24 protein-coding genes and 1 pseudogene are annotated in these 24597 nt (G+C 35.4%); 16 read left to right on the top strand and 9 right to left on the bottom strand.

Annotated features, from left to right (window positions below; all coding sequences use genetic code 11):
* Nucleotides 1-39: 39 nt before the first annotated feature.
* Complete coding sequence (gene cdaS / locus B9N79_RS11420) at nt 40-660, bottom strand: sporulation-specific diadenylate cyclase CdaS (protein ID WP_019394159.1); 621 nt, start codon at nt 658-660, stop codon at nt 40-42.
* Between the two features lie 619 nt (nt 661-1279).
* Between cdaS and B9N79_RS11415 the strand changes: the two genes are divergently transcribed.
* Complete coding sequence (locus tag B9N79_RS11415) at nt 1280-1894, top strand: RraA family protein (RefSeq protein ID WP_085118411.1); 615 nt, start codon at nt 1280-1282, stop codon at nt 1892-1894.
* A gap of 121 nt (nt 1895-2015) precedes the next feature.
* On the opposite strand, the gene B9N79_RS11410 is transcribed toward B9N79_RS11415, so the two are convergent.
* Nucleotides 2016-2885, bottom strand: coding sequence for a LysR family transcriptional regulator (locus tag B9N79_RS11410; protein ID WP_046217396.1), 870 nt, complete (start codon nt 2883-2885; stop codon nt 2016-2018).
* Between the two features lie 220 nt (nt 2886-3105).
* On the opposite strand from B9N79_RS11410, the gene acnA reads away from it, so the two are divergent.
* The 8 genes from acnA (at nt 3106) to hxlB (ending at nt 13089) form a co-directional block, all read left to right on the top strand.
* Nucleotides 3106-5847, top strand: coding sequence for an aconitate hydratase AcnA (gene acnA / locus B9N79_RS11405; protein WP_048896804.1), 2742 nt, complete (start codon nt 3106-3108; stop codon nt 5845-5847).
* Nucleotides 5848-6034: 187 nt separating this feature from the next.
* On the top strand, nt 6035-7333 hold the full coding sequence (locus B9N79_RS11400; protein ID WP_019394163.1) for a CitMHS family transporter: 1299 nt from the start codon (nt 6035-6037) through the stop codon (nt 7331-7333).
* Nucleotides 7334-7597: 264 nt separating this feature from the next.
* Nucleotides 7598-8365, top strand: coding sequence for a sugar phosphate isomerase/epimerase family protein (locus B9N79_RS11395; protein WP_053102082.1), 768 nt, complete (start codon nt 7598-7600; stop codon nt 8363-8365).
* Nucleotides 8362-9321, top strand: a complete 960-nt coding sequence (locus tag B9N79_RS11390) for a sugar kinase (RefSeq protein ID WP_085118408.1) — start codon at nt 8362-8364, stop codon at nt 9319-9321. The genes B9N79_RS11395 and B9N79_RS11390 overlap by 4 nt, the downstream gene beginning before the upstream one ends.
* Nucleotides 9322-9323: 2 nt before the next feature.
* Complete coding sequence (locus B9N79_RS11385) at nt 9324-10604, top strand: MFS transporter (protein ID WP_046217394.1); 1281 nt, start codon at nt 9324-9326, stop codon at nt 10602-10604.
* A gap of 168 nt (nt 10605-10772) precedes the next feature.
* A complete protein-coding gene (locus B9N79_RS11380) occupies nt 10773-11798 on the top strand; it encodes a LacI family DNA-binding transcriptional regulator (protein ID WP_048896803.1) in 1026 nt (341 codons plus the stop codon).
* 104 nt (nt 11799-11902) lie between these two features.
* Nucleotides 11903-12544, top strand: a complete 642-nt coding sequence (gene hxlA, locus B9N79_RS11375; protein WP_046217392.1) for a 3-hexulose-6-phosphate synthase — start codon at nt 11903-11905, stop codon at nt 12542-12544.
* The gene (gene hxlB, locus B9N79_RS11370; RefSeq protein WP_046217391.1) at nt 12541-13089 is read left to right on the top strand and encodes a 6-phospho-3-hexuloisomerase; all 549 of its coding nucleotides are present in this window, start codon (nt 12541-12543) and stop codon (nt 13087-13089) included. Before hxlA ends, hxlB begins: the two co-directional genes overlap by 4 nt.
* Before the next feature lie 39 nt (nt 13090-13128).
* On the opposite strand, the gene B9N79_RS11365 is transcribed toward hxlB, so the two are convergent.
* Nucleotides 13129-13449 carry a carboxymuconolactone decarboxylase family protein gene (locus tag B9N79_RS11365; RefSeq protein WP_046217390.1) on the bottom strand — a complete coding sequence of 107 codons (321 nt, stop codon included), beginning with the start codon at nt 13447-13449 and terminating at the stop codon, nt 13129-13131.
* Nucleotides 13433-13861: a tautomerase family protein gene (locus B9N79_RS11360; protein ID WP_046217389.1), complete on the bottom strand. Its 429-nt coding sequence runs from the start codon at nt 13859-13861 to the stop codon at nt 13433-13435. The genes B9N79_RS11365 and B9N79_RS11360 overlap by 17 nt, the downstream gene beginning before the upstream one ends.
* 107 nt (nt 13862-13968) lie before the next feature.
* Between B9N79_RS11360 and B9N79_RS11355 the strand changes: the two genes are divergently transcribed.
* Both B9N79_RS11355 and B9N79_RS26955 read left to right on the top strand, forming a co-directional pair.
* Nucleotides 13969-14844: a LysR family transcriptional regulator gene (locus B9N79_RS11355; RefSeq protein ID WP_046217388.1), complete on the top strand. Its 876-nt coding sequence runs from the start codon at nt 13969-13971 to the stop codon at nt 14842-14844.
* A gap of 144 nt (nt 14845-14988) precedes the next feature.
* Nucleotides 14989-15366: pseudogene (locus B9N79_RS26955) on the top strand (DUF3658 domain-containing protein).
* 57 nt (nt 15367-15423) lie between these two features.
* On the opposite strand, the gene B9N79_RS11340 reads toward B9N79_RS26955, so the two are convergent.
* Nucleotides 15424-16071, bottom strand: a complete 648-nt coding sequence (locus tag B9N79_RS11340) for a cupin domain-containing protein (protein ID WP_046217387.1) — start codon at nt 16069-16071, stop codon at nt 15424-15426.
* Between the two features lie 370 nt (nt 16072-16441).
* Between B9N79_RS11340 and B9N79_RS11335 the strand changes: the two genes are divergently transcribed.
* From B9N79_RS11335 to B9N79_RS11330, 3 genes are all read left to right on the top strand, one after another.
* Complete coding sequence (locus B9N79_RS11335; RefSeq protein WP_272541537.1) at nt 16442-17098, top strand: DUF3231 family protein; 657 nt, start codon at nt 16442-16444, stop codon at nt 17096-17098.
* Nucleotides 17095-17328, top strand: a complete 234-nt coding sequence (locus B9N79_RS26740) for a DUF3231 family protein (RefSeq protein WP_272541536.1) — start codon at nt 17095-17097, stop codon at nt 17326-17328. The genes B9N79_RS11335 and B9N79_RS26740 overlap by 4 nt, the downstream gene beginning before the upstream one ends.
* Nucleotides 17329-17392: 64 nt before the next feature.
* Nucleotides 17393-17866, top strand: a complete 474-nt coding sequence (locus B9N79_RS11330) for a hypothetical protein (protein ID WP_193399790.1) — start codon at nt 17393-17395, stop codon at nt 17864-17866.
* A gap of 227 nt (nt 17867-18093) precedes the next feature.
* Here the strand turns inward: B9N79_RS11330 and B9N79_RS11325 are convergent, their stop codons facing one another.
* The 3 genes from B9N79_RS11325 to B9N79_RS11315 all read right to left on the bottom strand — a co-directional run bounded on the left by B9N79_RS11325 (nt 18094) and on the right by B9N79_RS11315 (nt 20927).
* Complete coding sequence (locus tag B9N79_RS11325; protein ID WP_085118406.1) at nt 18094-18966, bottom strand: protein-glutamine gamma-glutamyltransferase; 873 nt, start codon at nt 18964-18966, stop codon at nt 18094-18096.
* 373 nt (nt 18967-19339) lie between these two features.
* Nucleotides 19340-19642: a hypothetical protein gene (locus tag B9N79_RS11320; protein ID WP_040057483.1), complete on the bottom strand. Its 303-nt coding sequence runs from the start codon at nt 19640-19642 to the stop codon at nt 19340-19342.
* 382 nt (nt 19643-20024) lie between these two features.
* On the bottom strand, nt 20025-20927 hold the full coding sequence (locus B9N79_RS11315; RefSeq protein ID WP_046217386.1) for a DMT family transporter: 903 nt from the start codon (nt 20925-20927) through the stop codon (nt 20025-20027).
* 162 nt (nt 20928-21089) lie between these two features.
* On the opposite strand from B9N79_RS11315, the gene B9N79_RS11310 reads away from it, so the two are divergent.
* A complete protein-coding gene (locus B9N79_RS11310; RefSeq protein WP_085118403.1) occupies nt 21090-22466 on the top strand; it encodes an aminotransferase-like domain-containing protein in 1377 nt (458 codons plus the stop codon).
* A gap of 315 nt (nt 22467-22781) precedes the next feature.
* Here B9N79_RS11310 and B9N79_RS11305 read toward each other — a convergent pair whose 3' ends face one another.
* Complete coding sequence (locus B9N79_RS11305) at nt 22782-23525, bottom strand: SDR family NAD(P)-dependent oxidoreductase (RefSeq protein WP_085118401.1); 744 nt, start codon at nt 23523-23525, stop codon at nt 22782-22784.
* A gap of 120 nt (nt 23526-23645) precedes the next feature.
* Here B9N79_RS11305 and B9N79_RS11300 point away from each other — a divergent pair, with 120 nt between their 5' ends.
* Complete coding sequence (locus B9N79_RS11300) at nt 23646-24485, top strand: LysR family transcriptional regulator (RefSeq protein ID WP_046217383.1); 840 nt, start codon at nt 23646-23648, stop codon at nt 24483-24485.
* Nucleotides 24486-24597: the final 112 nt, after the last annotated feature.

The following is a 24597-nucleotide window of genomic DNA, read 5'->3' as shown; positions in this document are numbered from 1 at the left end:
AGAGGGGGAGATTTATATCGTTACAATGATCCTTCTTTTTTATAACGAGGCAGTCGTAATAATAGGATAGAGTTTTCCGTTAAGCGCAAAGGAAACTCTTCCTGTCTCTTCAGATACAATAAGGACAAGCGCATCACTTCGCTCTGTTAAGCCTAGTGCAGCACGATGTCGGGTACCTAGTTTTTTTCCACTTATAACGGTAGCTGTAAGAGGAAGAACATTCGCCGCTGAAATGATTTGGTTAGAGCGGATCAATACAGCACCATCATGGAGAGGGTTCCCAGGGTAAAAGATAGCTTCTAACAATGCAGGAGTTAAATTGGCTCCTATATCGGTTCCTTTTTGGATGAAAGAATCAAGGACATCACGACGTTCTACGACGATTAATGCACCATGACGCCGGTCGGACAGTCGCTGAACACAAAGAGACAGCTCCGCATATTTGTCTGTAAAAGCTGCTAAATAGCAGTTTAAATAAAAAGAAGCAGCGACAGATTCAATATTAATAAACTTTTCTTTAATACCCTCTAGTTTCCCTAAAAGACAATAGCTTTCATTGTCTAGTACACTTATACTATGTTGAAGTTCAGTCGAAATTTGCTGTATTCCTTCTGCCAATTGCTGTTTCATTGGGGAAAAATCGCAATTAGGAGTGTCCACATCTCAACACCTCAATTCCTTTTAGAAAATCACAGATTAGAACAAGGAAATTTTCAACTCTTTATTTATTCGGAATAATCCTCGATATCTTTTTTGTCTAAGCCTGTGTTCAATTAATAATCATTATGTTGCCCTTATATTAATTTTCAATTCTTACATGAGAATTTTTTAAACGTCATTTTCCCATTTGTCTCCTTTAAATAAAGCTGACTTTCCTCACTTAAAATCAAAATACTTATTTAAATGTCATCTTCAACCCGGTGATCTAACAAGTGCAGACTTATAATCGTTTAATGAAGGGGGCCAAAATATGGAGGATCCTTGTTCATATTCAAACTTTAATTACTTTATTTACTCGATGGTTTAGTTAAGGGTATTTTCACGTTTGACAGCTGTCATTATAGCATTTGTATCCAACATTAAGAGTAAACTAGCATTCCTAAAATTCATATATAGGTATGAATTGTTTCGATTTTTATGCTATACAATTCTAAGTTAAAATAAATTCAACATCTCTTAACCCGAATATAAAGAAATGTAGCTAGAAAAAAGATATTTGATAGAACATTTGGTTTTCACAAAGATAACGCATTTATTGAGGAAAGAGGAGAGATAACAGATGAGTATAGAGAATAAATTTCAAGAGGTTTCAACTACCTGTGTTTCTGATGCTATGGAAGGTCTTAATAATTTAGATTCATCGATCAAGCCATTACAAGATAAGTATAAAGTTATGGGAAGAGCTTTTACCGTTAAAATGCCTGTAGGCGACAATCTCATTTTTTTGCGAGCGATTAGAGAAGCTAGACCAGGAGATATATTAGTTGTTGCTGCAAAAGGGGATACATATCGGGCAATTGCCGGCGACTTTATAGTAGGCATGGCCAAAACATTAGGAATTAAAGGAATTGTTGTCGATGGAGTTATCCGTGATCTTGAAGGAATTAAAAGACTAGACTTTCCAGTTTTTTGTAAAGGAACAACAGTAGCGGCGAGTGGAAAAGCAGGGAATGGTGAATTAAATGTGCCTATTTCTTGTGGAGGGGTTACCATTTCTCCTGGCGATCTTATTATTGGTGATGGTGATGGGGTCGTAGTAGTGCCTCAAGCAATGGAACGAGAAGTTCTTGATAAAGCATTAGATAAATTAGCGTTAGATATAAAAAGAGAAGAGAAGGTTTCTGGGGATCGGGAAGAAGTTATAAAATATCTAGATCATTTTCTTTCAAAGTAAAAGAAAGGGTGAAAACGAAAGATATTAAAAAAGGGACAGACTAGTACAGAAAGAGAGTTGTATTCAACAACGTTGGAACGACTAATCTTTAGCTTGTCCCTTTTATTATTTTTTTAGGGGATTAAAGGTGATAGACATCTAATTCCTTTATAAAATCTACAAATGCGCTGACAACATTTAACTCTGTTGATTCATTATAATAAAACATCCACGTCTTTTGAGTTATCTTTTTTCCTTCTTTATCTTTTAGATGAATTTTATGAATATTCTCTATGTCACGCAGAAAGAGGGAGGGCATAATGGCATAACCTAATCCGTTTAACACCATCTCCTTGCATGTATCTCCTTGGTCAACAGACATCGCAATGTATGGTGGCTCGGAATAGTGTTCTGTCCACCAATTTTCCACTAACTGTTTGTACAGCTGATCTGTTCGGTAGTCAATCCTCGGTAAATGGGGAAGCTTGTCAAGTTGAATGGGATGTTTAGACGCTATACATAACTCTTCTTCAAATAATAAGTGCTTTTGATCTGGCCAGCTGTATTCTCCGCGAATAAACCCAATATGCGAAGATTGAGTGTAAACTAAATTAAAAATATCCTTACTGTAACCTGTGTCTACTTGAAACTCGACGTCAGGATATTGCTCCTTAAACAGCTTTAATAGAATGGGAAGTTTGTACTTGCTAATAAAGTTTGATACACCTAATCTTAACGTCCCTGACACACTATGATTAAAGTTATCAATATCTTCCTTTATCTCACGAAAGATATGAAGCACTTCTTCAGCACGCTTTGCAATGTATTCTCCTTGAGGTGTAAATTGAACTCCTTTTATCCCTCTGTCAACAATTTTTACTCCTAACTCTGTTTCAATTTGTTTTAAACGTTTTGTTAACGTTGGTTGAGCAATATACAGGATTTTCCCCGTCTTTGTGATGTTTTTCTCATGAAATAACGTATGTAAAATAAGCCAATCACGATTATCCACGTGATGTTCCCCCTTTGCTTAACGGTCTTTATGACGGCTATTTTATGGATAGCTTACTAGAACAATAGCACACAAAGCCCCGTTAAAAAAGAAGAAGGACAAACCTTTGTCATGAAAAAGTTGCATACATAACTATGAAATATTGATATTTTTATGACTTCATTATTTACAATACAATAAACCTATGGAAAATAGAGAAAGACCTAAGGGGTTGAAAAGTATGGATGAGAAAAGAGACATTTTTAAGACACAAGCCACTCTTAAAGTAGGTGAAAAAGTTTATAGCTATTACAAAATAAATTCATTAGAGGAAAAGGGGATAGGAAACATCTCTCGGTTGCCTTATTCAATAAAAGTACTGCTCGAATCTGTCATAAGGGAATACGATGGAGTTAATATTACGAAAGAGCATGTGGAAAGATTAGCCAATTGGGCTGTTGAACGTGATTCCAACCAAGAAGTGCCTTTTAAACCTTCACGTATTCTTCTGCATGACACAACAGGTCTTCCTGCCATTGTTGATTTAGCTGCAATGAGAGAGACGGTAAAACGGCTTGGAGAAGATGTTTCAAAAGTCAATCCATTAATTCCTGTTGATCTTGTAGTCGACCATTCTGTAACAGTGGACTACTTCGGAAGACCTGATGCAATGGAATTAAATGAAAGGATTAATTTTGAACGTAACAAGGAACGGTTTCGCTTTTTTAAATGGGCTCAAAACGCTTTTAACAATCTTCTAGTCGTTCCACCTGCAACAGGCATTATGCATCAAATTAATATGGAATATTTATCATCAGTTGCAGTTACAAAAGAAAGGGACGGCGATATTGAAATTTATCCTGATTCTCTTGTTGGAACAGATTCCCATACAACAATGGTTAATGGACTAGGAGTAGTAGCTTGGGGAGTAGGGGGAATTGAAGCAGAAGCAGCAATGCTAGGGCAACCTTTATATTTTGTTATTCCTGAAGTTGTTGGGTTCAAACTAACAGGGTCTCTTCCTGAAGGAGCAACAGCAACAGACTTAGCATTAACAGTAACAAATTTGCTGCGGAAAAAGGGTGTTGTTGGTAAGTTTATTGAATTTTTCGGTCCTGGTGTAGGGAAGATGAGCACTGCAGATCGAGCAACAATAGCCAATATGGCACCTGAGTATGGGGCAACAATGGGTTTCTTTCCTGTAGATCAAGAAACACTAAACTATTTAAAACTCATTGGGCGTAGTGAAGAACAAATAGCTCTTGTGGAATCGTATTACAAAGCTCAAGGAATGTTTTTAGATGAAAACAGTCCTGAAGCCATTTATTCAGATGTAGTTGAGCTTGATCTATCTACTGTTGTTTCATGTCTTGCTGGTCCTAAACGTCCGCAAGATCGAGTTGAATTAACTAGGATGAAAAAACAATATCATAATGTAATGCGTGAAAAGGTTGAAAAGGGCGGATATGATCTTAGTGAGAGCGATTTAGCAAAAGAAGTGGTCGTAAAGCATGAGAATGGAGAAGAGTCCATTATAAAAAATGGTTCTGTTGTTCTTGCGGCGATTACAAGCTGTACAAATACATCAAATCCGAACGTTCTTATCACAGCAGGATTAGTTGCCAAAAAAGCAGTCGAAAAAGGTCTTCGTAAAGCTCCTTATGTAAAAAGCTCGTTAACACCTGGTTCACGTGTTGTGACGGATTATTTAAGAGAGTCTGGATTGTTAAGATATTTGGAGGAATTAGGGTTTCATGTTGCAGGATACGGGTGTGCAACCTGTATTGGAAACTCAGGTCCGCTTTCTGATGAGGTAAGTAGGGCTATTAGTGATCACAATTTAGCTGTGGGGGGAGTTTTATCAGGAAATCGAAATTTTGAAGGTCGTGTACATCCTCAAATTCAGGCTAATTACTTAGCGTCTCCTCCACTTGTTGTTGCTTATGCTCTAGCAGGAACAGTGGATATTAATATGACTAGTGATCCAATTGGCTATGATCAAAACAAAAAGCCTGTTTACTTAAAAGATATTTGGCCATCTTCTGAAGAAGTTCAAGAATGGATGGGAAATGCAGTTCGTCCTGAGCTTTTTCGTGAACGCTACCAAAATGTATATACAGCGAATGAAAGCTGGAATGCAATCCATATTTCAGAAGGAGATCTATACGAATGGGATTCATCTTCTACCTATATTCAAGAACCACCATTTTTAAGAGATGTACCTGAAAAACTTAGAAATATTGAAGATATTAAAGGGGCCCGTTCTCTTGCTTTACTTGGTGATTCTATCACAACTGACCATCTTTCTCCATCAGGAGCCATAAAGTCTGATAGCCCGGCAGGAATGTATCTCCAACAGCAAGGAGTCAGTCCAAAAGATTTTAACTCTTATCCTTCGCGACGAGGAAATCATGAAGTTATGATTCGAGGTGCTTTTGCCAACATTCGAATTCGCAATAGAATGGTTCCAGGTTATGAAGGAGGGATAACTAAGTATTTACCAACAGGGCAAATTATGTCTATTTACGATGCGGCTATGACGTACAGAGAAGATAAAACGCCACTGGTTGTTATTGCTGGTAAAGAATATGGGACAGGAAGCTCTCGTGACTGGGCAGCAAAAGGAACGTATCTACTAGGGGTGAAAGCTGTAATAGCACAAAGCTTTGAAAGAATTCATCGCAGCAACTTAGTCGGAATGGGAGTGCTTCCTCTTCAGTTTATAGAAGGAGAGGATGCGTCAACACTTGGGATTGTCGGTGATGAGACGTTTGAAACAATAGGGCTATGCAACAAGATTAAACCAAAGCAAAAAATAAAAGTTAAAGCTATTCGTCAAGATTATACTTCTTTTGAATTTAATGTGATCGTACGTTTGGATAATGCAGTAGACATTGATTATTATCATAACGGTGGGATTATGCAAACCGTCTTACGTCAAATGATAAATCAAAAGGGGAAATCAGCCCAGACATCTCACTAAAAGATGATTCAATAATAGTTTAAGAGATAATTATTAGAGTAGCATTTTACCTAAAAAGACGAAGAGTGAAATAAGAATTCAAGAATAAAGGTGTGTCTTGGATTCTTATTCCCACTATTGTTATAAAAAAGACTTTTGAGATTTATATTAATTCATTTTGTAAGCGTATTCAAATAGGGGGGATATGATGATTTCTTTATTGGGATTTACAATGATGGCCTGCTTCATCTTTTTAATTGTAACAAGGAAAATGTCAGCTTTACTTGCATTAATTGTGGTTCCATTAGTTTTTGCGCTTATTGGTGGGTTTGCCAAAGAGTTAGGACCAATGATTTTAGAAGGGTTAAGCAGTGTTGCCCCTACTGGGATTATGCTCATGTTTGCCGTTCTGTATTTTGGGATTATGATTGAAGCCGGTTTGTTTGATCCACTCATTTCTAAGATTTTATCTATTGTTAAAGGAGATCCTTTAAAAGTTGTGTTTGGAACGGCAATTCTTGCCGGTCTTGTTGCCTTAGACGGTGACGGCACCACAACCTACATCATTACAGTTTCTGCATTGTTACCACTATATCAGCGTTTAGGAATGAATCCCCTTATTCTAACCTGTGTATCCATGATGTCGTTTGGCGTCATGAATATGCTTCCATGGGGAGGGCCAACGGCTAGAGCTGCAAGTGCATTAAAGCTTGATGTAAACGATGTGTTTCTTCCTCTTGTTCCGGTTATGCTAGGAGGTATTGTATGGGTATTATTCACCGCCTATATTCTTGGAAAAAAAGAACGAAAACGATTAGGCGTCATGAATATAGATTTATCTAGAGATTTATCTCAGCATCAACAAGCTGCAGCTCTAGAGTCGAATTTAAGACGACCTCATCTTACATGGTTCAATGCACTATTAACGATTGCGCTAATTGTAGCATTAGTTTTAGGGATACTTCCTTTACCAGTGTTGTTTGTAATCGCTTTTTCTTTAGCTTTATTAATTAATTATCCTAATCTAGACATTCAGAAAAAAGTACTCGGTGCTCATGCAGACAGCGTTGTAATCGTTGTTGCTTTAATCTTTGCTTCTGGTGTGTTCACTGGAATTCTTTCAGGAACACATATGGTAGATGAGATGGCCAACAGTTTAATTGCCATTATTCCAGAAGAGTTAGGAGGTTATTTTGCGCTTATTACAGCCATTACGAGTCTTCCGCTCACTTACGTAATGGCAAATGATCCATATTATTTTGGCGTAGTCCCGATTATTGCGCAAACCGCAGAAGCTTACGGGATAGATTCAGTTGAAATTGCGCGAGCTTCTATCCTCGGACAACCAATACACGCCATGAGTCCTTTAATTGCTTCTACTCATCTATTAGTCGGCATGGCAAAGGTTGATTTTGGAGATCATCAAAAATTTATAATAAAGTGGGCTTTAGGAACGTGTACAGTTATGATTATTGTTGCTTTACTGACAGGTGCTATTTCTTTATAACTACTCATTAAAATAGAAGAGTGCGAAAACCTTTTTTTGAAGGATTTCGCGCTCTTTTTGGTATCTATCATTTTATAAGTCTCTTGTTTGAAATAAAAGAGTGCGGTTAGTTTAAAAAGGAGGATAGAAAATAGGCAAATTTATCAATATCAGACTTTTCATAAAAAACTATTGAAAAGCGCTTACAATAGTTTTATAATCTAACTAAACCGTTTTACTAAACCGGTTTTCTAAAGAGGGTTGTATAATGTAAGGAGCATGTCTATGGAAAAATTAATTATTCCTTTAAACGCATTTCCACAAAATGAGCTTGAAGAAAACGGTCAACATTCATTTATTAAACCGTTACATGAAAAGGGCGTGTACGGGGTTGAAATTAGACGAGAATTATTTAGAGACAAAGAGAATGATAGGACTAAGACTAAAAAAAGGCTTGAAGAAACTTCCTTATTTATTGTGTACTCTGCACCAATCCAATTATGGTTAGAAGATGGTTCCTTAAATCAACACGAACTAAGAGTGATTTTTGAAGAAGGGGAAGAGCTTCACGCACAGTGGATTAAAGTTTCGCTAGGTTTTTATCAAGAAGGGAAATCAAGCTTAGAGGAGTTACAGCACTTTTTAAGTGATTATCGGACTCTTCAACTGTTTGTTGAAAATGATCAAACTTCTTATGGAGGTAATATTAAGCGATTGCAAAAATTCTTTGAAGAGGCTTCTAAATCTAGTGTGAACGTAGCTATGACGTTTGATAGCGGCAACTGGCTATATACCAATCAATCCTTCTTAGAAGCTATAAAAAAACTAGGCTCTTATGTTCAGTACATTCATTTAAAACATGTTTATTCATTAAACGGTAAGTTAGTCACTGTGTCAATTTTAGATGATTTGTACGAAAAGTGGAAAGATATTTTGTTAGCGTTTCCACAAGCAACAGTAAAAGCTCTGGAATTTCCTATTGAGTCCATTCACCACATTGATTCACTAGCAAAACATATTAACTCAGTAACCGAAAGTGAGGAATTCGTATGAAAAAGTTAGATGTGATTACGTTCGGAGAAGCAATGGCCATGTTTATGGCAAATGAACAAGGACTATTACATGAGATTAATGGATTTACAAAAGAGTTAGCAGGGGCAGAAACAAATGTTGCAATTGGGTTAGCTCGCTTAGGCGTCCAGTCAGCGTGGGTAAGCAAGGTCGGACGTGATCCGTTTGGAACATTTATTATGAATAGACTTCAAGAAGAGAATGTTAATATTGATGGAGTATTGTATGATGAACATCATTCAACAGGCTTCCAAATGAAATCAAAAGTAACAGAAGGAGATCCAGATGTTTTTTATTTCCGAAAGAACTCGGCTGCGAGTCATTTAAATATAGGTGATTTTCATCATATGTATTTTAACTCAGCAGCTCATTTGCATATGACAGGAATTCCGCTTGCACTTTCTCACGAAACACGTGAATTTGCTCAATATGCTTTAAACTTTATGAAAAAAGCACAAAAAACGGTTTCTTTTGATCCAAACTTACGCCCATCGCTTTGGTCATCTCAGGAGGAAATGATTAAAGTGACAAATGAAACAGCTAAACAAGCAAACTATGTTTTACCTGGTATTCATGAAGGAGAGCTACTTACAGGTTACAAACAGCCCGAAGACATTGCGTCGTATTATTTAGATAGCGGGGTTGAGGTTGTTGTGATTAAACTAGGTGAACAAGGGGCCTATTTTAAAACTTCTTACGAAGAAGGAACTGTTGCAGGGTTTGAAGTTCCACACATTGTTGATACCGTTGGAGCAGGAGATGGCTTTGCATGCGGCTTGCTTAGCGGGTTAGTAAAAGGAAAATCAATTTGGGACTCCATCCGAAGAGGAAATGCAATTGGAGCCCTTGCTGTTGGTACAAAAGGAGATAACGATGGATACCCAACAGAGAAAGAGCTACAATCTTATTTACAATCGCATACACAAGGAGTGAAGTAAAGATGAAAAAACAGATTGCAAAACAAAGATGGCTACGATTAATTCCGGTAGTATTTATTACGTACAGTTTAGCATACTTAGACAGAGCGAATTATGGATTTGGAGCCGCTGCTGGATTAGCAAAAGATTTGCATATTACACCAGCTATTTCGTCTTTGCTCGGTTCCTTGTTTTTCTTAGGCTATTTCTTCTTCCAAATTCCCGGCGCACACTATGCTGAAAAGAAAAGTGCGAAAAAACTCATTTTCTGGTCACTTATTTTATGGGGAGGACTTGCGACTGCGACAGGTTTAGTTAGTCATGTTGGCTTCTTATTTGTTATTCGTTTTGCCTTAGGGGTTGTTGAAAGCGCTGTTATGCCAGCGATGCTTGTTTTCTTAAGCCACTGGTTTACAAAAGCTGAACGTTCCCGTGCAAACACGTTTCTGATTTTAGGTAATCCAGCTACTGTTTTGTGGATGTCAATTGTATCTGGTTATCTATTGGAATCATTTGGTTGGAGATGGATGTTTATTTTAGAAGGATTTCCTGCTGTTATTTGGGCATTTCTATGGTGGAAGCTAGTAAGTGATGAACCAAAAGATGCAAAATGGTTATCATCTGAAGAAAAGAGAGATCTACAAGAAGAGTTAGAAAAAGAACAGAGAGGAATCAAACCTGTTAAAGGCTATAAGGAAGCTTTTAAAAATCGAACTGTTATTTTATTAAGTATTCAATATGCACTATGGAGCATTGGAGTATACGGATTTGTAATGTGGTTACCATCTATTATTAAAGCAGCGCCAAACATGGATATAGTAAAAACAGGCTGGCTTTCCTCTGTTCCATACGTTTTAGCCGTTGTATTAATGTTAGCGGTTTCATATCTTTCTGATAAGTTTCTAAATAGAAGTGCTTTTGTATGGCCATTCCTATTAGTTGGAGCACTTGCTTTTGCTGGATCATACCTTATTGGTACAAGTAATTTTTGGCTTTCGTTTACATTGCTAGTTATTGCAGGTGGAACAATGTATGCACCATACGGTCCGTTCTTTGCAATTATTCCTGAAATTCTACCTCGAAATGTAGCAGGAGGAGCAATGGCATTGATTAATAGTATGGGAGCACTCGGTTCTTTCCTTGGGTCATATATTGTTGGATATTTGAACGGATTAACAGGTGGATTCGGTGCTTCTTATGTATTTATGGCTGGTTCCTTATTCATTGCAGCCATCCTTACGATTGTTGCAACAAAAAAGCCAGGAAAGAAAGAAGCTGTAAAACACGTTGAAAAAATGGCGTAAATCATCAATCAGAGAGGCATCCCTCTGATTGTTCTTTTAATGCGAAAGAAAAGTTGGAAAGCCTCGTGAATTTCCGGTGCTGAAAGCTTTTCTTTTTCTGTTCGTTTTGTTTAAACTATTAATAAACAGCTTCACCCATAACATAGAAATAGAAAAAGGACGGATGATATGCAGAAAGTAACGATGCTTGACGTTGCAAAAGCAGCAAATGTATCCAAAAGTACAGTATCTCAATATATTAATAAAAGATATCAATATATGGGAGAAGAGACGAAAAAAAGAATTCAACAAGCAATTGAGACATTAGGCTATCAGCCAAACTATCTAGCGCGAAGTCTAAAGCAAAAACGCACATCAATGATTGGCATTATTATTGCAAATATTATGCATCACCTTTCAACTGAAGTAATTCGTGCGATTGAAGACTACTGCCATAAGTATGATATTCACGCCATCATTTGCAATGCAGACGATAACCCGGAAAAAGAGAAGAAATATATTGAAATGTTAAAAGCTAAACAAGTGGATGGACTTGTTTTGTTTCCAACAGGAGAAAATACTAAGCTTTATGAACAAATGGTAAAGGAAGAATACCCCATTGTTGTAATGGACCGAAAAGTAGAGGAGCTCACAGGGAAAGTTCCATCTATTTTTGTTAATAACCGTGAAGCAACGCACGAAGCTATTTCCCATTTATTAGATCTTGGTCATGAGAAAATAGCGATTATAACAGAGCCTCTTACAATTTCTCCGCGGATCGAACGTGTAGAAGGGTATAAACAAGCTTTACGAGAACGAGATGTTGCTGTAGATGAAAAATTTATTATTAACTGTGAAAAAACGCGCATGCAAGAGAAGTTAGACGAGCTTTTTTCTTATTCTGAACCTCCAACAGCTTTGCTTGCTGGAAATGACTTAGTTTTCATTGAAGTGCAAAAATATATTAAACGTAAGAAGTTATCAATTCCAAACGATTTATCATTAATTGTGTATGATAATATTCCGCATGCAGAAGTATCTACGCCTTCTGTTACAACTGTTTCACATCCAGCCTTTGAAATGGGAGAAAAAGCAGCAAGTTTACTCATTCGTCAAATTCAAAAAGAGGCAACACCAATTGAACAAAATGAGTATCAATGCATGCTAATAATTCGCGAAACAACGGGTCCAAAGCCTCTTAAAATAAAAAAGTGAGTTATAAAGGCTCACTTTTTTATTTTAATGATTGAGAAGCGCTTACATTTGTTTTATACTATTACTAAACCGGTTTATTAAACAGGAGCTAAGGGGAGTTTAATATGAAAATACAGCTAGCTTTAGATCGCTTAACAATTCAAGAAGCAATAAACATTGCTAAAAAGGCAGAAGCATCCATTGATTGGATTGAAGTAGGAACTTCTCTTATTAAAGAATTTGGAATGGAAAGTATTTATGAAATCAAAAACGCTTTTCCACACAAGTCCGTTGTCGCTGATATTAAAACAATTGATAATGCAAAATATGAATTTGAAATATGTTACCAAGCAGGAGCAGACATTGCGACCGTAATGGGTGTTTCACCTCAAGCAACACTCCATACGTGCTATGACGTTACACAAAAATGGGACAAAATGATGATGATTGATTTGTTGAATACAACACAGGAAACGCAGCAAAAACTAGCAATCTATAACAAAGCCGTTTTTTGTCATCATTTAAGTAAAGATGAACAAGAAATAGGAGGGAAGTCATCTCGCTCTTATACAAACTTACGAGCGCCTTTTTTTGAAGGGGCCAAAGTCGCTGTTGCAGGGGGCGTGAATCTAGAAACAATGTCATCTCTCTCCTCATTAACGCCAGATGTTGTTATTATCGGAGCCTCTATTACAAAAGCAAAAGATATTGAAAAAGCAGCGGAAGCATTTAAAAATACAATAGAAGATAAAGGGGTAGTGAAATGAGAAAATTAAACAATGTTCTAAAAGAGATAGAAAAAGTTATCAATAAAATCGACCAACAACACCTTGATGATATTGCTTGTTCCCTTCATAGAGCAAAGCGTATTTTCGTCATTGGTGAGGGACGTTCAGGGCTTATGGCAAAGTCGTTTGCAATGAGACTTATGCACTTAGGAGCAACCGTTTTTGTCGTAGGCGAGACAATCACACCGTCTATTACTAAAAATGATTTATTAATAGCCGTGTCCGGTTCAGGTAAAACACAGCAAGTTGTCACTGTCGCACAAAAATCAAAACAATTAGGCTGCTCTGTTATTGCGGTTACAACAAATTTTGCTTCACCTTTAAGTGAACATGCAACAGAGGTTGTTCATATTCCGGCGGCAACTAAATACCGTAATGAAAATGAAGCACCATCCATTCAACCATTAGGCTCACTTTTTGATCAATGTGCACATGTTGTGTTTGATACGATTTGTTTAGAATATGGACAGTTGAATCAAGTTAGCCATAGCGACGCATTTCAACAACATAGTAATTTGGAATAGAAGAATAAGGCGAAAATGAAAACCTCTAGAGTTATGACTCTAGAGGTTTTTTTTATTTAATAGAACATTTAAAGCACCAGCTGCCTTAGGCCATCCTGAATAAAAGGCCATATGTGTAACTAAAGCAACAATTTCTTTTTCACTTATCCCATGTTTTTCAGCTAATTGAAGATGAAATGGCAGCTGTTCTGTATTACCCATGCTAATGAGAGCGGCAAGTGTCACTAAGCTTCTTTCTTTTGATGTTAAGATAGAATTTTGCCACACCTCTTCAAATAATATTTTTTCTCCGTAAGCTACAAAAATAGGGGCTAGTTCTTTCATCTCTTTTGACGTTTTAGATTCAATAGGATGATTCATTGTTCTTTTCCTCCTTAATCGAAATCATCTGTGCTTTTCCTTGACCAAACGACCAATTTTCACGATGAGTTTCATTTAGTGTGATAAAAATATTTTCAATAGGAATATTTAAATATTCTTTAAAAGCATCAGCAATAGCTTGGTATAAGCCTGTTTTCTGCTCGGCAGTTCTACCTGGAGCACAAGTAATTGAAACAAGTATCATTCTATCTGTTCTCTTTGCCTTATGTTCTAAAAGATAATTAGAATGATAATAAAATTGTCCTAATACATAAGAAGAAAAGAGCTGAAAATAATCTTCTGTTGGAATGTTAAAATAGATCATTAAAGATTTGTGGATTTCCTCACTCACTTCCCTCAGTTCTTTTTCTTCCCACTGTGACTTTGGATAATAAACATGAACAAATGGCATCTGAACACTTCCTTTCGGTATGAATTTATTTTACTGCTCTCTTTTCTATTTGTATAATTGAAAATATACTAAATAATTATCAAAAAAAGCGATAAAGAGGAGAGCAAATGGAAATAAAAGAGTTACATACGTTTAAAAAGATTGTAGAAGAAGGAACATTTTCACGTGCCGCTCAAAAATTGAACTATGCCCAATCTACTGTAACAACCCATATCAAAAAATTGGAGAATGAACTTGGTTTTTTATTATTTGAACGAGGATGGGATGCACGGTTAACAAATGAAGGAATTTTATTTGCAGAAGAGGTAGAAAGCTTGTTAGCCCATTGGGACTATTCTATTTCTCAAGCACAGCGGATTAGTAATGAAGAAAAAGGAACAATAAAAATTGGCATTGTAGAATCGCTCTCTACAAAGCTAGTATCGTTAATATTAGCCTATTTAAACAAAGAGAAACCATATATTCATTGTCATTTTACGGTAGGAAACACGGCCCTTTTATCAGAGCTATTAAATCAAAATAAAATTGACTTTGCTGTCTGTGGATATAATCAAACCATGTCTAACGTAGCATTTAACCCTCTGTGGAAAGAAGAAGTTCAGTTCATTGTTAACTCTTCTAAACATCCAATTTTGAAAAGAGAGAATGTTAGAATTTCAGATATTGTCGATTACCCTGTCCTAATGGGAGAAAACAGCTGTTATTATACTCAATCTGTTCGTGCCTTCTTGACAGAGAACAATCTAGTATTCAAACGGGTCTATAATTGCAGTGCCCTTCATCTCATTCCCGACATGTTGTTCGAAGATGCAATAGGAATTATTCCTAAAGGAACGGCTCTAAAACAAGACCATATTGTTTTTAATGTCAACGAATTTCAACCAAATTTGCTTATAGGGACCCTTATCTCAACTAAGACAAATGAATATTTGAGCAAAACAAAACAAGAAGTTATAAAGTTGATTGAATCAGCATTTATTTAGCTTTTCGAAAAAAAGCTTATGAAAGCTTATGATAGAAAAAAAGGGGGCAGGGATTGAACTACCATAAACTTATAAGAGGTCTAAAGAAGCTAGGCCTCTTATATAGCACATAATCAATGGGACAGGACAATTAGACATGAAAAATTGGAGGGAATATATAAATGTGAAGAGGGGGTAACTTTTCTTTCATCGCAAAAACGAGGTCAGCTTGAGAAGGAATGGAGAATGCGCTCTCAAACAGCAGAAGTATTAAGAATAGGGGAAAACAATCACATACATAGTATGGTAGATTACTATTATGATCATTATATTCTTAATACATGCCTCTCTTTATATAAAGAATAACAGAACAGAGATTTCCTTCCCTCGGCACGAATGATTGGTGAGCTTGTTGGTCACATCCCCGAGTATCACAGTGATGATTATTGTGAATATCGACTGCGTCATTTGATTACAAATAACATTTTAGAGATAAACGAAACGTCAGAAGCAATGCGATTTTATAGTGTAATGCTTCCATAAAGTTTTAAATTGGGAAAAGATTTTCACATCGAAATTGAAGCAACAAAGGTTTGTTCTTTACTGATAGTAATAAGGATACCAATGATGTCCTTGCCTCGGCTGTTGGTAACTTGAGATAGATGGATAGGTGAAGCGGGCATATTTGCTTTTCTTTTTGGATTTCTTTGAGATGCACTCATTAGTCGGTCCAATTACAATCGTTTCATTTTTCAAAGGAGCCAACGTTTCTTTTAATTTTTCAGCATCCAAACAATACGTATGAGCAAGAACTTCTATCGGAGTTTTTGTAAGAATATCTGAGCCAAAAATATACTCTGGATACGGAGCATCAAAAATAGCTAGCAAGTGAGTATTGTTTTCGGAAGCAACTTCCCAATGCCACCACCCTTGAGGAATATTGGCAACTTGCCCAGGACGGATTGAAATGTTAATTACTTTATTGTTAAACGGATTGATTAAAGAAACAACAGCAGCGCCTGAAATACAATAAACGAGTTCAGCCGCATTTTGATGGTAATGTGGCTCTACAACTCGATCTTCACTTAAATAAATATCAAGTAACGAAACGTTTCCAAGCGTATTCAAAACATCCCGACCTAATCGATTAATAAAATTTTTAGAATCTCTAGTATTTAATCTATTCTTGTTTACATCAGAGAAATATTGAACATTAGCATTTGTATAATCCATATAAGACGTTGACACGTGCTCTCATCTCCACTTCGCTGAATATTTAATCTAACGTATAGTATGAGAGACGTTTCATTTTGTGACAAATACCCAATGAAAAGAGTGCTTCTCCCTATCAAAATGAATGCTAATTGTAATAAATTTTGATAGCCGCTTTTTCTACCTTCTTTCATTTCTTTAAATAATTTCCCTTTATTTACAGATAATATAAATATAAACGAATGGAGGGGTAAGATGGATAAAGATTCATTGACTGAAAAGGAAATAAAAGAACATCAACAAAATAAACAGTTAACTTCAGCTGAATTGGCTGATTTGTTTAGTAATTAGATGGGTGATTCGTTATTTAGTTGTATGTTTGAGCACTTTCTTCAAGTCGTACAAGATGATGAAATTAAAGACTTTGTTGAACTTTGCATTAAAATTCTCCCGTAAGCATGTGAAGGAAATTCAGGACATTTTTGAAACAGAAAATATTCCTATTCCTGTTGGATTTGGAGAACAGGATATTAGAAAAGACGCTCCTCGTCTTTTTAGTGATATGTTCATGGCTTTTTACATTGTTCAGATGGCAAGTGCTTCTGTAGTGATTTATGGAAATGCTTACTCATGTACAACACGACAAGACATTCTAAAATATTTTCGAAACTGTACGAATGATTCGGCCGAAACCTATGAAAGAGGAGTGCATTTATTGCTCTCAAAGGGGAAGGATCCTAGCTTTCCAACTATACCCTATGCTAAAAAAGTTGATTTTGTAGAGAAAAAAAGCTTTATCTCTGTTATTACAGGTAGAGATCGACCACTGACAGCTAATGAAATTAAGCATTTGCAATACAATATTAATCCCAATGTTCTAGGTAAATCATTAATGTTAGGTTTTGGTCAGGTTGCCTCCTCAAGTAAAATTAGAAAATATTTTCAAAAGGGAGCTGAATTATCAGGAAATCAAATAAAGAACTTTTCTGATCATCTAATGAGTCAAGATTTGCCTGCTCCTAAGCTAATGGATGCACATCACCTTTTTCAGATAAACTTATGAGGTACCATGCGTCATTAGCAGGAAATATAGCTGTACAAAACTTTGGTGCTGCACTCTCTCAAATGTTAAGACATGACTTAGCAGCTGAGTTTATAAAGCTAATTTCGTTAGTTGAAAAATTTAATAATGATGGCGTAAATATGATGATTGAACATGGTTGGTTTGAGGAACCGTATACAGCTCCTGACAGAAAAGGGCTTTCAAAATCCTCAGAAGAAAATCAAAGCTAAAGTATTTAGTTGAAATAACTTTTTTATTTATTAATTTGATAAAAGAAGGTAGGATGCTAAAAATGTGAACAAGGATATGTTTGAAAGATTATTATGGTCTATTGCTTTTCCCGGTTTTGGACAACTTTTAAATTATAAATATGTAAAAGGGATTTTGTTGATTTTCTTAGAGCTTTTTGTCAATATTCAATCCAACTTTAACACGGCAATCATTTCAAGCTTTGTTGGAAATATTCATCATTCTATTGAAGTAATTGATTTTCAGTGGCTTATGTTTTACCCATGTTTATATTTTTTTTCGATGTGGGATGCTGTAAAAGACGCGGATGAAGAGAGCGAAAATTCGACCCTTTTATTTTTGCCATTTGTTTTTTCTGCGTATTTTGTTACTGTAGGTTTGATGTTTTCTACTAAAATTAAAATTTTCGGGTTACTGTTAGGGCCTATTTTTTTACCGATGTTATTTGTAATCCCAGGGGTGTTTACAGGATTACTTGTAAAGAAAATCTTAACATTGTTTATAAAGAGAGAATGCTGACTCCTTTCACACTTGAATTTTTTAAGTGCGAAAGGAATTACGGTGTTCTTTTCTTATGCTCTTAACAAAAAGGTCCTTCTGCTGAACTGTCATGTTAACAGAATAAGGGCAGGTAATCTGTTCTCTTGGATTTTCTATTTAAAATAATTTGCTATCCATTTTGTAAGCCCTCAGTTTACGAGTTTTCATAAATGATTTGATTTCTAAAATTACCAAACCCATTTTCATTATGAAAATGGGTTGGAATACGTTATCCTCTTGTATACCTCATTTAAATAGAATAGATGTCGATCACATGAAATCGAAATTTCGTTATGATGCACTTTAATATATTGAACTTTATAATCTCTATAACCTCGAGGCAGCATCGAAATGTTCGCTAGATGTTTAAAAGATGGTCTTGCGACTGAATTTGTCAGATAAGCTGATTGATTACCTTCTCCTGGCTTTCTCTTTTGATTCAGAGCGTCAATGATTTGTTCAGCGGTTCCAATTCCTACCCCATGACCAAAATAAGTGTCATCTTCGAGAACAACGGCGTTTTCACCTCTCCACCAGGAGGCCTCTGGATCAAAATCCGGATTATTAAAATAAACAATATCTCCAGGTAAGAAATGCCTCGTCTTAATAGCGTGTATTCCAAGATCAGGATCAAAATGCCAGCTGTATAAATAGAGAGGACGGAACAATCGATTAAATAAATGTTCACCAATACTGTTTAGAACGGCATGGTAATAGATAATTACTTTTGCTGTAGCACATTCAAAAGCATATAGTGAACTGTTCTTGTAAATATCTTGAATTGCATCAGATGGCATTACATCACGCTTCAGTTGGAATCCGCCAGAACGCGTTAAATGCCAGTACTGAGGATTACAACGAGAGTTTTCAAAGATTTCAAAATCTGCATGACCTTCATTCATGGCTCTTGCGCTTGCTATAATATTTTCCCGCAATTTGAGTTCAAACGATAATTCATCGACAGATTGATACGAATAAACGATTTGGTCTTCATTCATTCGTTGAACGATCATACTTTCAATGCTACCAGATGGCCACATGTCAGTTTGTTGAAAAGGCATCCCAAATATTTGTATCATATTATCCCTCATTTTAAGCTTAGTATTATTTGTATTAGTACCTAGCGTATTCGAACTTTGTTTTAATGTGTATTTAAACAGCTAAAACAATCTGTCCTTTTTAAAGGGAGGCTTGTTACCATTAAATAATTTGATTATAACGCTGTAGTAAGTATTTTGAATTACAAATGAAGGGAAAGTGAAGGGAGTGAAGCTTGATGAAGGAGGGAAGTTTTATTATTAGTAAATCTAATTTCATTTTTTATTAACTTATGTAATTTAGAGGTTTTTATAAAGAAAATGAAGGGAAAGAGGCCAGTCCAAGAGAGAGTTAAAACTGAACTCTTGGACTAGCCTTTTTTATCATTGGGAGATGTTTTAAAGTAGAATCACTTTAGTAATATCTTTTTTTACAGTCACATTCTTCGTAATCTTTTTGATCATCATATTTACTACTATATTTGTCATATTCATCATACTCATTATCTGGTTTTTCCCAGTAACATTTTAACCTTGTATATCTATCATGTTTGTAATGCTTGTCAAGTTTACGATCATATTTACCATAATACTCATCATACTCAGGGTGTTCCTCTAACTCTTCATAGTAACATTTCATTTTTTTATCTTTATCATGTTTGTCATGTTTATCATCATAATAGTCTTTTCTATCATACTCGTATTCGTATTCATACATAGATATCTTCACCTCCTCGACTCTATATGTAATATCATATGAAATTGTTAAAGCGAAGATTGGATGAGTACTATGCGTCAAAAACCTGTTTTTGCCTAGAAATATAAATAAATTCTCTAAGAAGAATATAAATAAGTAAAGTTTTCCGAATAGATGGTACTGAAAAAGCAAAAAGTTATCTTGTTATATTCAAAAGAGGTTAGGTATCCAAAGGAAGCCCAACCTTTTTTGTACTTATAGTCTATCTAAACTTGAATTTTTATCATTACCTAATTTTAAAAGAAATATATAAATCAAGGGCCATTCCATATTATATGTAACTAATATTATCAAATGTACCCTTTAGTTTAAGTGGATTTTTTCACAATTTTTGAACATACAGTTAGTTTTTATCTAATGAGGTTCTCTTTTTTGCTACGGGAGCATTTTTACCTAATATTACAGAAAAGACAACAATTACTGCTATTAAAAGAGTGAAAAATGTGATGGATTCATCTAGAAATACGGTTGCAAATAGGATCATTAAAAATGGTTGTAAATATTGAATCTGACTAACTCTTGCTATTCCGCCCATAGTCATTCCGCTATACCAAGCAACATATGCTAGAAATTGACTGACCACTGCGAGATAAATAAAACTAACCCACGCATGTATTGGAGCATGAATCATTTCAGTTGTCAGGTTTAGCCCAACTGGAACAATAAAAAATGGAGCACCGATCATAATTGCCCAAGCAATAACTTGCCAGCTACCTAATTCTTTTGCTAATCTCCCACCTTCTGCGTAACTAAGTCCAAGTATGAGCACGGATGCAAGTAAAGCTAAATCAGCAAATTGTAATCCCCCAAATCCAAGATGAAGAGCATATATAATAACAGCTAAAGAACCAATTACACTTGAAATCCAAAATTTGAGTGAGGGAATTTCACCTCCTCTAAACATAGCAAATCCAGCTGTTGCTAATGGTAACAGGGCTACTTCCACAGCACCATGAGAAACAGGCAAAGATTCCATTGCCCAAGAAGTGAGGAGAGGAAATCCCAGAACTGCACCAAAGGCAACAACAAATAGACTTTTGAATTGGTGAAGAGAAGGTAGTTTTTCTTTTCGAACAATCAATACGACAGCTACTAAAATCGCGGCAACCACTGTTCTTCCTAAACCGACGAATGTAGTCCCAAAATACTCTACTGCAATGCTTGTAGAAGGGAGCGTTAAGCTAAAACAAATGACGCCTGCTAACCCTAATAATAATCCAAATTTCTCTCTGGTTTCTTTCTGCATAGCATTCTACCCCTATCTTTTAAATTTGTACCATATCTGTATCATTTTCTGCTTTTCTAAAAAACAGTTCTGATATAATTAAAATAATAATGGGGTACATATCCTAAAATAAATTGTTTTTTCACCTATCTGTACTGGTACAATTAAAAGGGGAATGAATATATGAGCTCAAAATATATTAAGATAATGGAAGGGATTAAGCGTCGCCTAGAGGATGGATCGCTTATTGCAGGTAGTAAGCTACCTTCTGTTCGTCAGCTATCCCAGAATTTTTCATGTAGCAAGAATACAGTTATTAAAGCATATGCTGAGCTAGAAAAAGAGCATTTAATTTATTCCGTTCCGAAAAGTGGTTACTATGTTGTGAATGAATTTCAAAATGCAACGAATGAACATGAGATCATTGATTTCTTATCTGCGGGTCCAGATAAAAACGTGATGCCTTATCTTGAATTTCAGCACTGTATGAATCAAGCAATTGAACAATATAAAGAAGAACTTTTTACATACTCTGATCAGCAAGGGTTTTATTCATTACGAGTGCAGATAGTGAAATATTTGCAGGATTTACAGGTGTTCACTCAACCTGAAAGATTAGTAGTTGTATCCGGCTCGCAGCAAGCCCTTAATTTACTAGTGTCTATGCCATTTCCAAATGGAAAAAATAATATTCTTATTGAACAGCCTACTTATTTTGGGTTTATTGAGTCTGTCACTCTGCACCAAGCGACTACTTTTGGAATTGAGTTTTCGAAGGAAGGGATCGATCTTGATCGTCTAGAATACATTTTTCGAAATAATGATGTAAAATTTTTCTATATTATCCCGAGATTCCACAATCCTCTTGGACATTGTTACACAAATAGTGAAAAGAAAAAAATCGTTGAGTTAGCTGAAAAATACGATGTATATATAGTAGAAGATGATTTTTTAGGAGACCTTGATCCAAATGCGAAATCAGATCCTTTATTTTCGTTTAATCCTTATGGAAGAGTGATTTATATTAAAAGTTTTTCGAAAATTTTTCTCCCGGGATTAAGGATTGCTACTGTCGTTCTTCCTCCATTAATGAATAACGATTTTTTACGATATAAATTTAGTTCAGATTTTAATAGTCCAGCACTTTCTCAAGGGGCTCTTGAAATTTATTTGAAAAGTGGGATGTTTAATAGTCATCTAAAAAAAGTAAAAGAGATATATCGTACAAAGATGCATATCCTGCAAGAAGCATGTGAATTATTGCTACCGGCTAATACTCATTTTTCTAAGCCCTCTTCAGGATTCTATCTATCCATCAGTTTGCCTGAGAAGGTGACAGCAAAACAGATAGTTCATATGCTAAACGAACAGCATGTATATGTTGATGATGCCTCTAGATTTTTTTTACCAGAATATAAAAAGGAAAATCTTATCCGATTAAGTATCTCTCAAGTGAACGAGAGTAAAATTGAACTAGGAGTAGAGCGATTGGCTCATTGTATTGCTTTAGTGGACAGTAGAAAAAACCGTGTTACTCCAAATAACTTTTTACACTTTTAGGATAGTTAAGTCTACATTGTAAGGGGAGGGGAAGATAGAGTAAACGCGAAGAGACTATTTCATTAACAAAAATAAAAAATAAGTGAAATCCACCAAAGGTTGGACAATTATATAAAGGAGACCCTCATTCTATATAGGATGAGGGCTTTTAAATTTACGATAGTTTACTTTCTTCCTCTATTTATTAAAATGAAGTAACTGAAAATAACTACAAATTTAAATGAAAATAGGTTGTAAAGCAGCAATTTTATCTAAATAAACGTTGTTCTAAAAGAAATATAAAACAAAAAATATAAAAACAACTCATCTTTAAAACTAAAGAGTTTGACCATTATCAATAGTAAACACTTGCCCTGTAACAGACGCCTGCGTGAGTTGAAACAGGACAGCCTCTGCAATATCGTCTGGTGATGAAATACGTTGAAGTGGTAGATTCCCAACAAGCTCATACATCTTATCTTTATTGCCAGACCACCATCTTGTGTCTATAGCACCTGGAGATATGCAGTTTACTCGAATATGAGGAGAAAGAGCAATTGCAAGAGATCTTGTCATGTTATGAATAGCTGCTTTCGTTGCTGCATAGGGGATAGAAGAGCCAATTCCGGTTGTTCCGGCTACGCTTCCTAAATTTACTATAGCGCCTGAGCCTTGTTTCTTCATAAAAGGAACAACAGCTTTTATACAATGAAACATACCTTTTACATTTACCTCGTACAAGGAATCCCATATTTCATCTGTGGCAGATTCTAAATCATTCATAGCAATTTGAGTAGTAATACTAGCGTTATTTACCAATCCATCTATTCGCCCAAACTCCTTTATAACATGTGAAATCATTTCACTCACTTCCTTTTCTATCGCAACGTCTGCTTTAAAAGGGAGAGCGACCCTTCCGTACTCTGTAATTTTCTCGGTTACTTCCATTGCTTCTTTTTTTGATTTACGATAATTGATAATAACTTTTGCGCCTCTTTCTGCTAATTTTAAGGAAATTGATCTTCCGACACCAGTGCCTCCGCCAATGATAATGTATACTTTGTTTTCAAAATCGCTCATGTTTTTATCCTTCCTTTCTCTTTATTGTAATTTATTATAACTTTATTATGTAAAGAAGATATAATAGTTAATAATAAGACTAGTATCATTTTAAATGATATCAAAGGAGTGAGTTTACCTTTGGAAAGCCAAGATTTAAGAATTTTTAAATGCGTAGCAGAGCAGAAATCAATATCAAAAGCTGCAGCAATATTAGGCTATGTTCAACCAAATGTTAGTGGAAGAATAAAACATTTAGAAGAAGAACTAGATACTAAATTATTAAGTCGAACAAACCGAGGAGTTACATTAACAGATGAAGGAGTTCTTTTGTTAGAGTATACAGAAAAAATTCTCTTTTTAATGGATGAAGTAAAAGCAAAAATGAAGGAGGGTAAAGGAGAGGGCTCTTTAACAATTGGAGCTTCTCAAACTATTTCTGCCTTTAAAATTCCTCATTTTCTCTCCGATTTCTTAAAACAAAATAAAAATATAAAAGTAAAAGTTAAAACAGATACAAAACAAATACTGCAAGAGCAACTTTTGTATGGAGAAATTGATGGACTTTTTTTTAGTGGAGATAACGATGAAAATCCATTTGAAGAAGTTTATTCTGATCGTGAAAAAGTTGTTCTTCTGTCTTGTGAAGGACATGATAAAAGGGAATCATCCCCAACATTACTCGTAAATAGTGACCCAAATTGTATATATAGAAAGAAAATATTACAGTTCTCTCAAAACCATCATTTCGATAAACCAGTTTTAATGGAATTTGATTCATTAGAATCGATCTTGCAAGGGATTGCTAATGGACTTGGAATGAGCATTATCCCAGCGGATATAGCACATTCTTGCCTGAGTAGGGAAGTCGTACAGTTTGAGGAGCTTTCAGAAGATGTTCAAATTCAATTTGTGGTGAAAAAAGGAAAGCAAAGATCTCAAAGTATGAAAAAGTTTATTCAGTTCTTACAGAATTTATAAGTTACGAATGAAGAAATTTATTTTGCTTCATGTTTTTTTACATAAAGAGTAGAAGAAGGATTGTGTATAAAAAAGAAGTGTTGTAACAAGACTAAAAAGAACGTTTCACTAG

The organism is Priestia filamentosa (assembly GCF_900177535.1).
Taxonomy (GTDB): Bacteria; Bacillota; Bacilli; order Bacillales; family Bacillaceae_H; genus Bacillus_I; species Bacillus_I filamentosa.
The sequence above is the reverse complement of the archived record's forward strand: the minus strand, read 5'-3'. Positions and strand labels throughout refer to the sequence as shown.

Bases quoted from the DNA above. Each gene is read 5' to 3' on its own strand.
- B9N79_RS11415 (WP_085118411.1), top strand. From the start codon at position 1,280: ATGAGTATAGAGAATAAATTTCAAGAGGTTTCAACTACCTGTGTTTCT.
- acnA (WP_048896804.1), top strand. From the start codon at position 3,106: ATGGATGAGAAAAGAGACATTTTTAAGACACAAGCCACTCTTAAAGTA.
- B9N79_RS11400 (WP_019394163.1), top strand. From the start codon at position 6,035: ATGATTTCTTTATTGGGATTTACAATGATGGCCTGCTTCATCTTTTTA.
- B9N79_RS11395 (WP_053102082.1), top strand. From the start codon at position 7,598: ATGGAAAAATTAATTATTCCTTTAAACGCATTTCCACAAAATGAGCTT.
- B9N79_RS11390 (WP_085118408.1), top strand. From the start codon at position 8,362: ATGAAAAAGTTAGATGTGATTACGTTCGGAGAAGCAATGGCCATGTTT.
- B9N79_RS11385 (WP_046217394.1), top strand. From the start codon at position 9,324: ATGAAAAAACAGATTGCAAAACAAAGATGGCTACGATTAATTCCGGTA.
- B9N79_RS11380 (WP_048896803.1), top strand. From the start codon at position 10,773: ATGCAGAAAGTAACGATGCTTGACGTTGCAAAAGCAGCAAATGTATCC.
- hxlA (WP_046217392.1), top strand. From the start codon at position 11,903: ATGAAAATACAGCTAGCTTTAGATCGCTTAACAATTCAAGAAGCAATA.
- hxlB (WP_046217391.1), top strand. From the start codon at position 12,541: ATGAGAAAATTAAACAATGTTCTAAAAGAGATAGAAAAAGTTATCAAT.
- B9N79_RS11365 (WP_046217390.1), bottom strand. From the start codon at position 13,449: ATGAATCATCCTATTGAATCTAAAACGTCAAAAGAGATGAAAGAACTA.
- B9N79_RS11360 (WP_046217389.1), bottom strand. From the start codon at position 13,861: ATGCCATTTGTTCATGTTTATTATCCAAAGTCACAGTGGGAAGAAAAA.
- B9N79_RS11355 (WP_046217388.1), top strand. From the start codon at position 13,969: ATGGAAATAAAAGAGTTACATACGTTTAAAAAGATTGTAGAAGAAGGA.
- B9N79_RS11335 (WP_272541537.1), top strand. From the start codon at position 16,442: ATGATGAAATTAAAGACTTTGTTGAACTTTGCATTAAAATTCTCCCGT.
- B9N79_RS26740 (WP_272541536.1), top strand. From the start codon at position 17,095: ATGAGGTACCATGCGTCATTAGCAGGAAATATAGCTGTACAAAACTTT.
- B9N79_RS11325 (WP_085118406.1), bottom strand. From the start codon at position 18,966: ATGATACAAATATTTGGGATGCCTTTTCAACAAACTGACATGTGGCCA.
- B9N79_RS11320 (WP_040057483.1), bottom strand. From the start codon at position 19,642: ATGTATGAATACGAATACGAGTATGATAGAAAAGACTATTATGATGAT.
- B9N79_RS11315 (WP_046217386.1), bottom strand. From the start codon at position 20,927: ATGCAGAAAGAAACCAGAGAGAAATTTGGATTATTATTAGGGTTAGCA.
- B9N79_RS11310 (WP_085118403.1), top strand. From the start codon at position 21,090: ATGAGCTCAAAATATATTAAGATAATGGAAGGGATTAAGCGTCGCCTA.
- B9N79_RS11305 (WP_085118401.1), bottom strand. From the start codon at position 23,525: ATGAGCGATTTTGAAAACAAAGTATACATTATCATTGGCGGAGGCACT.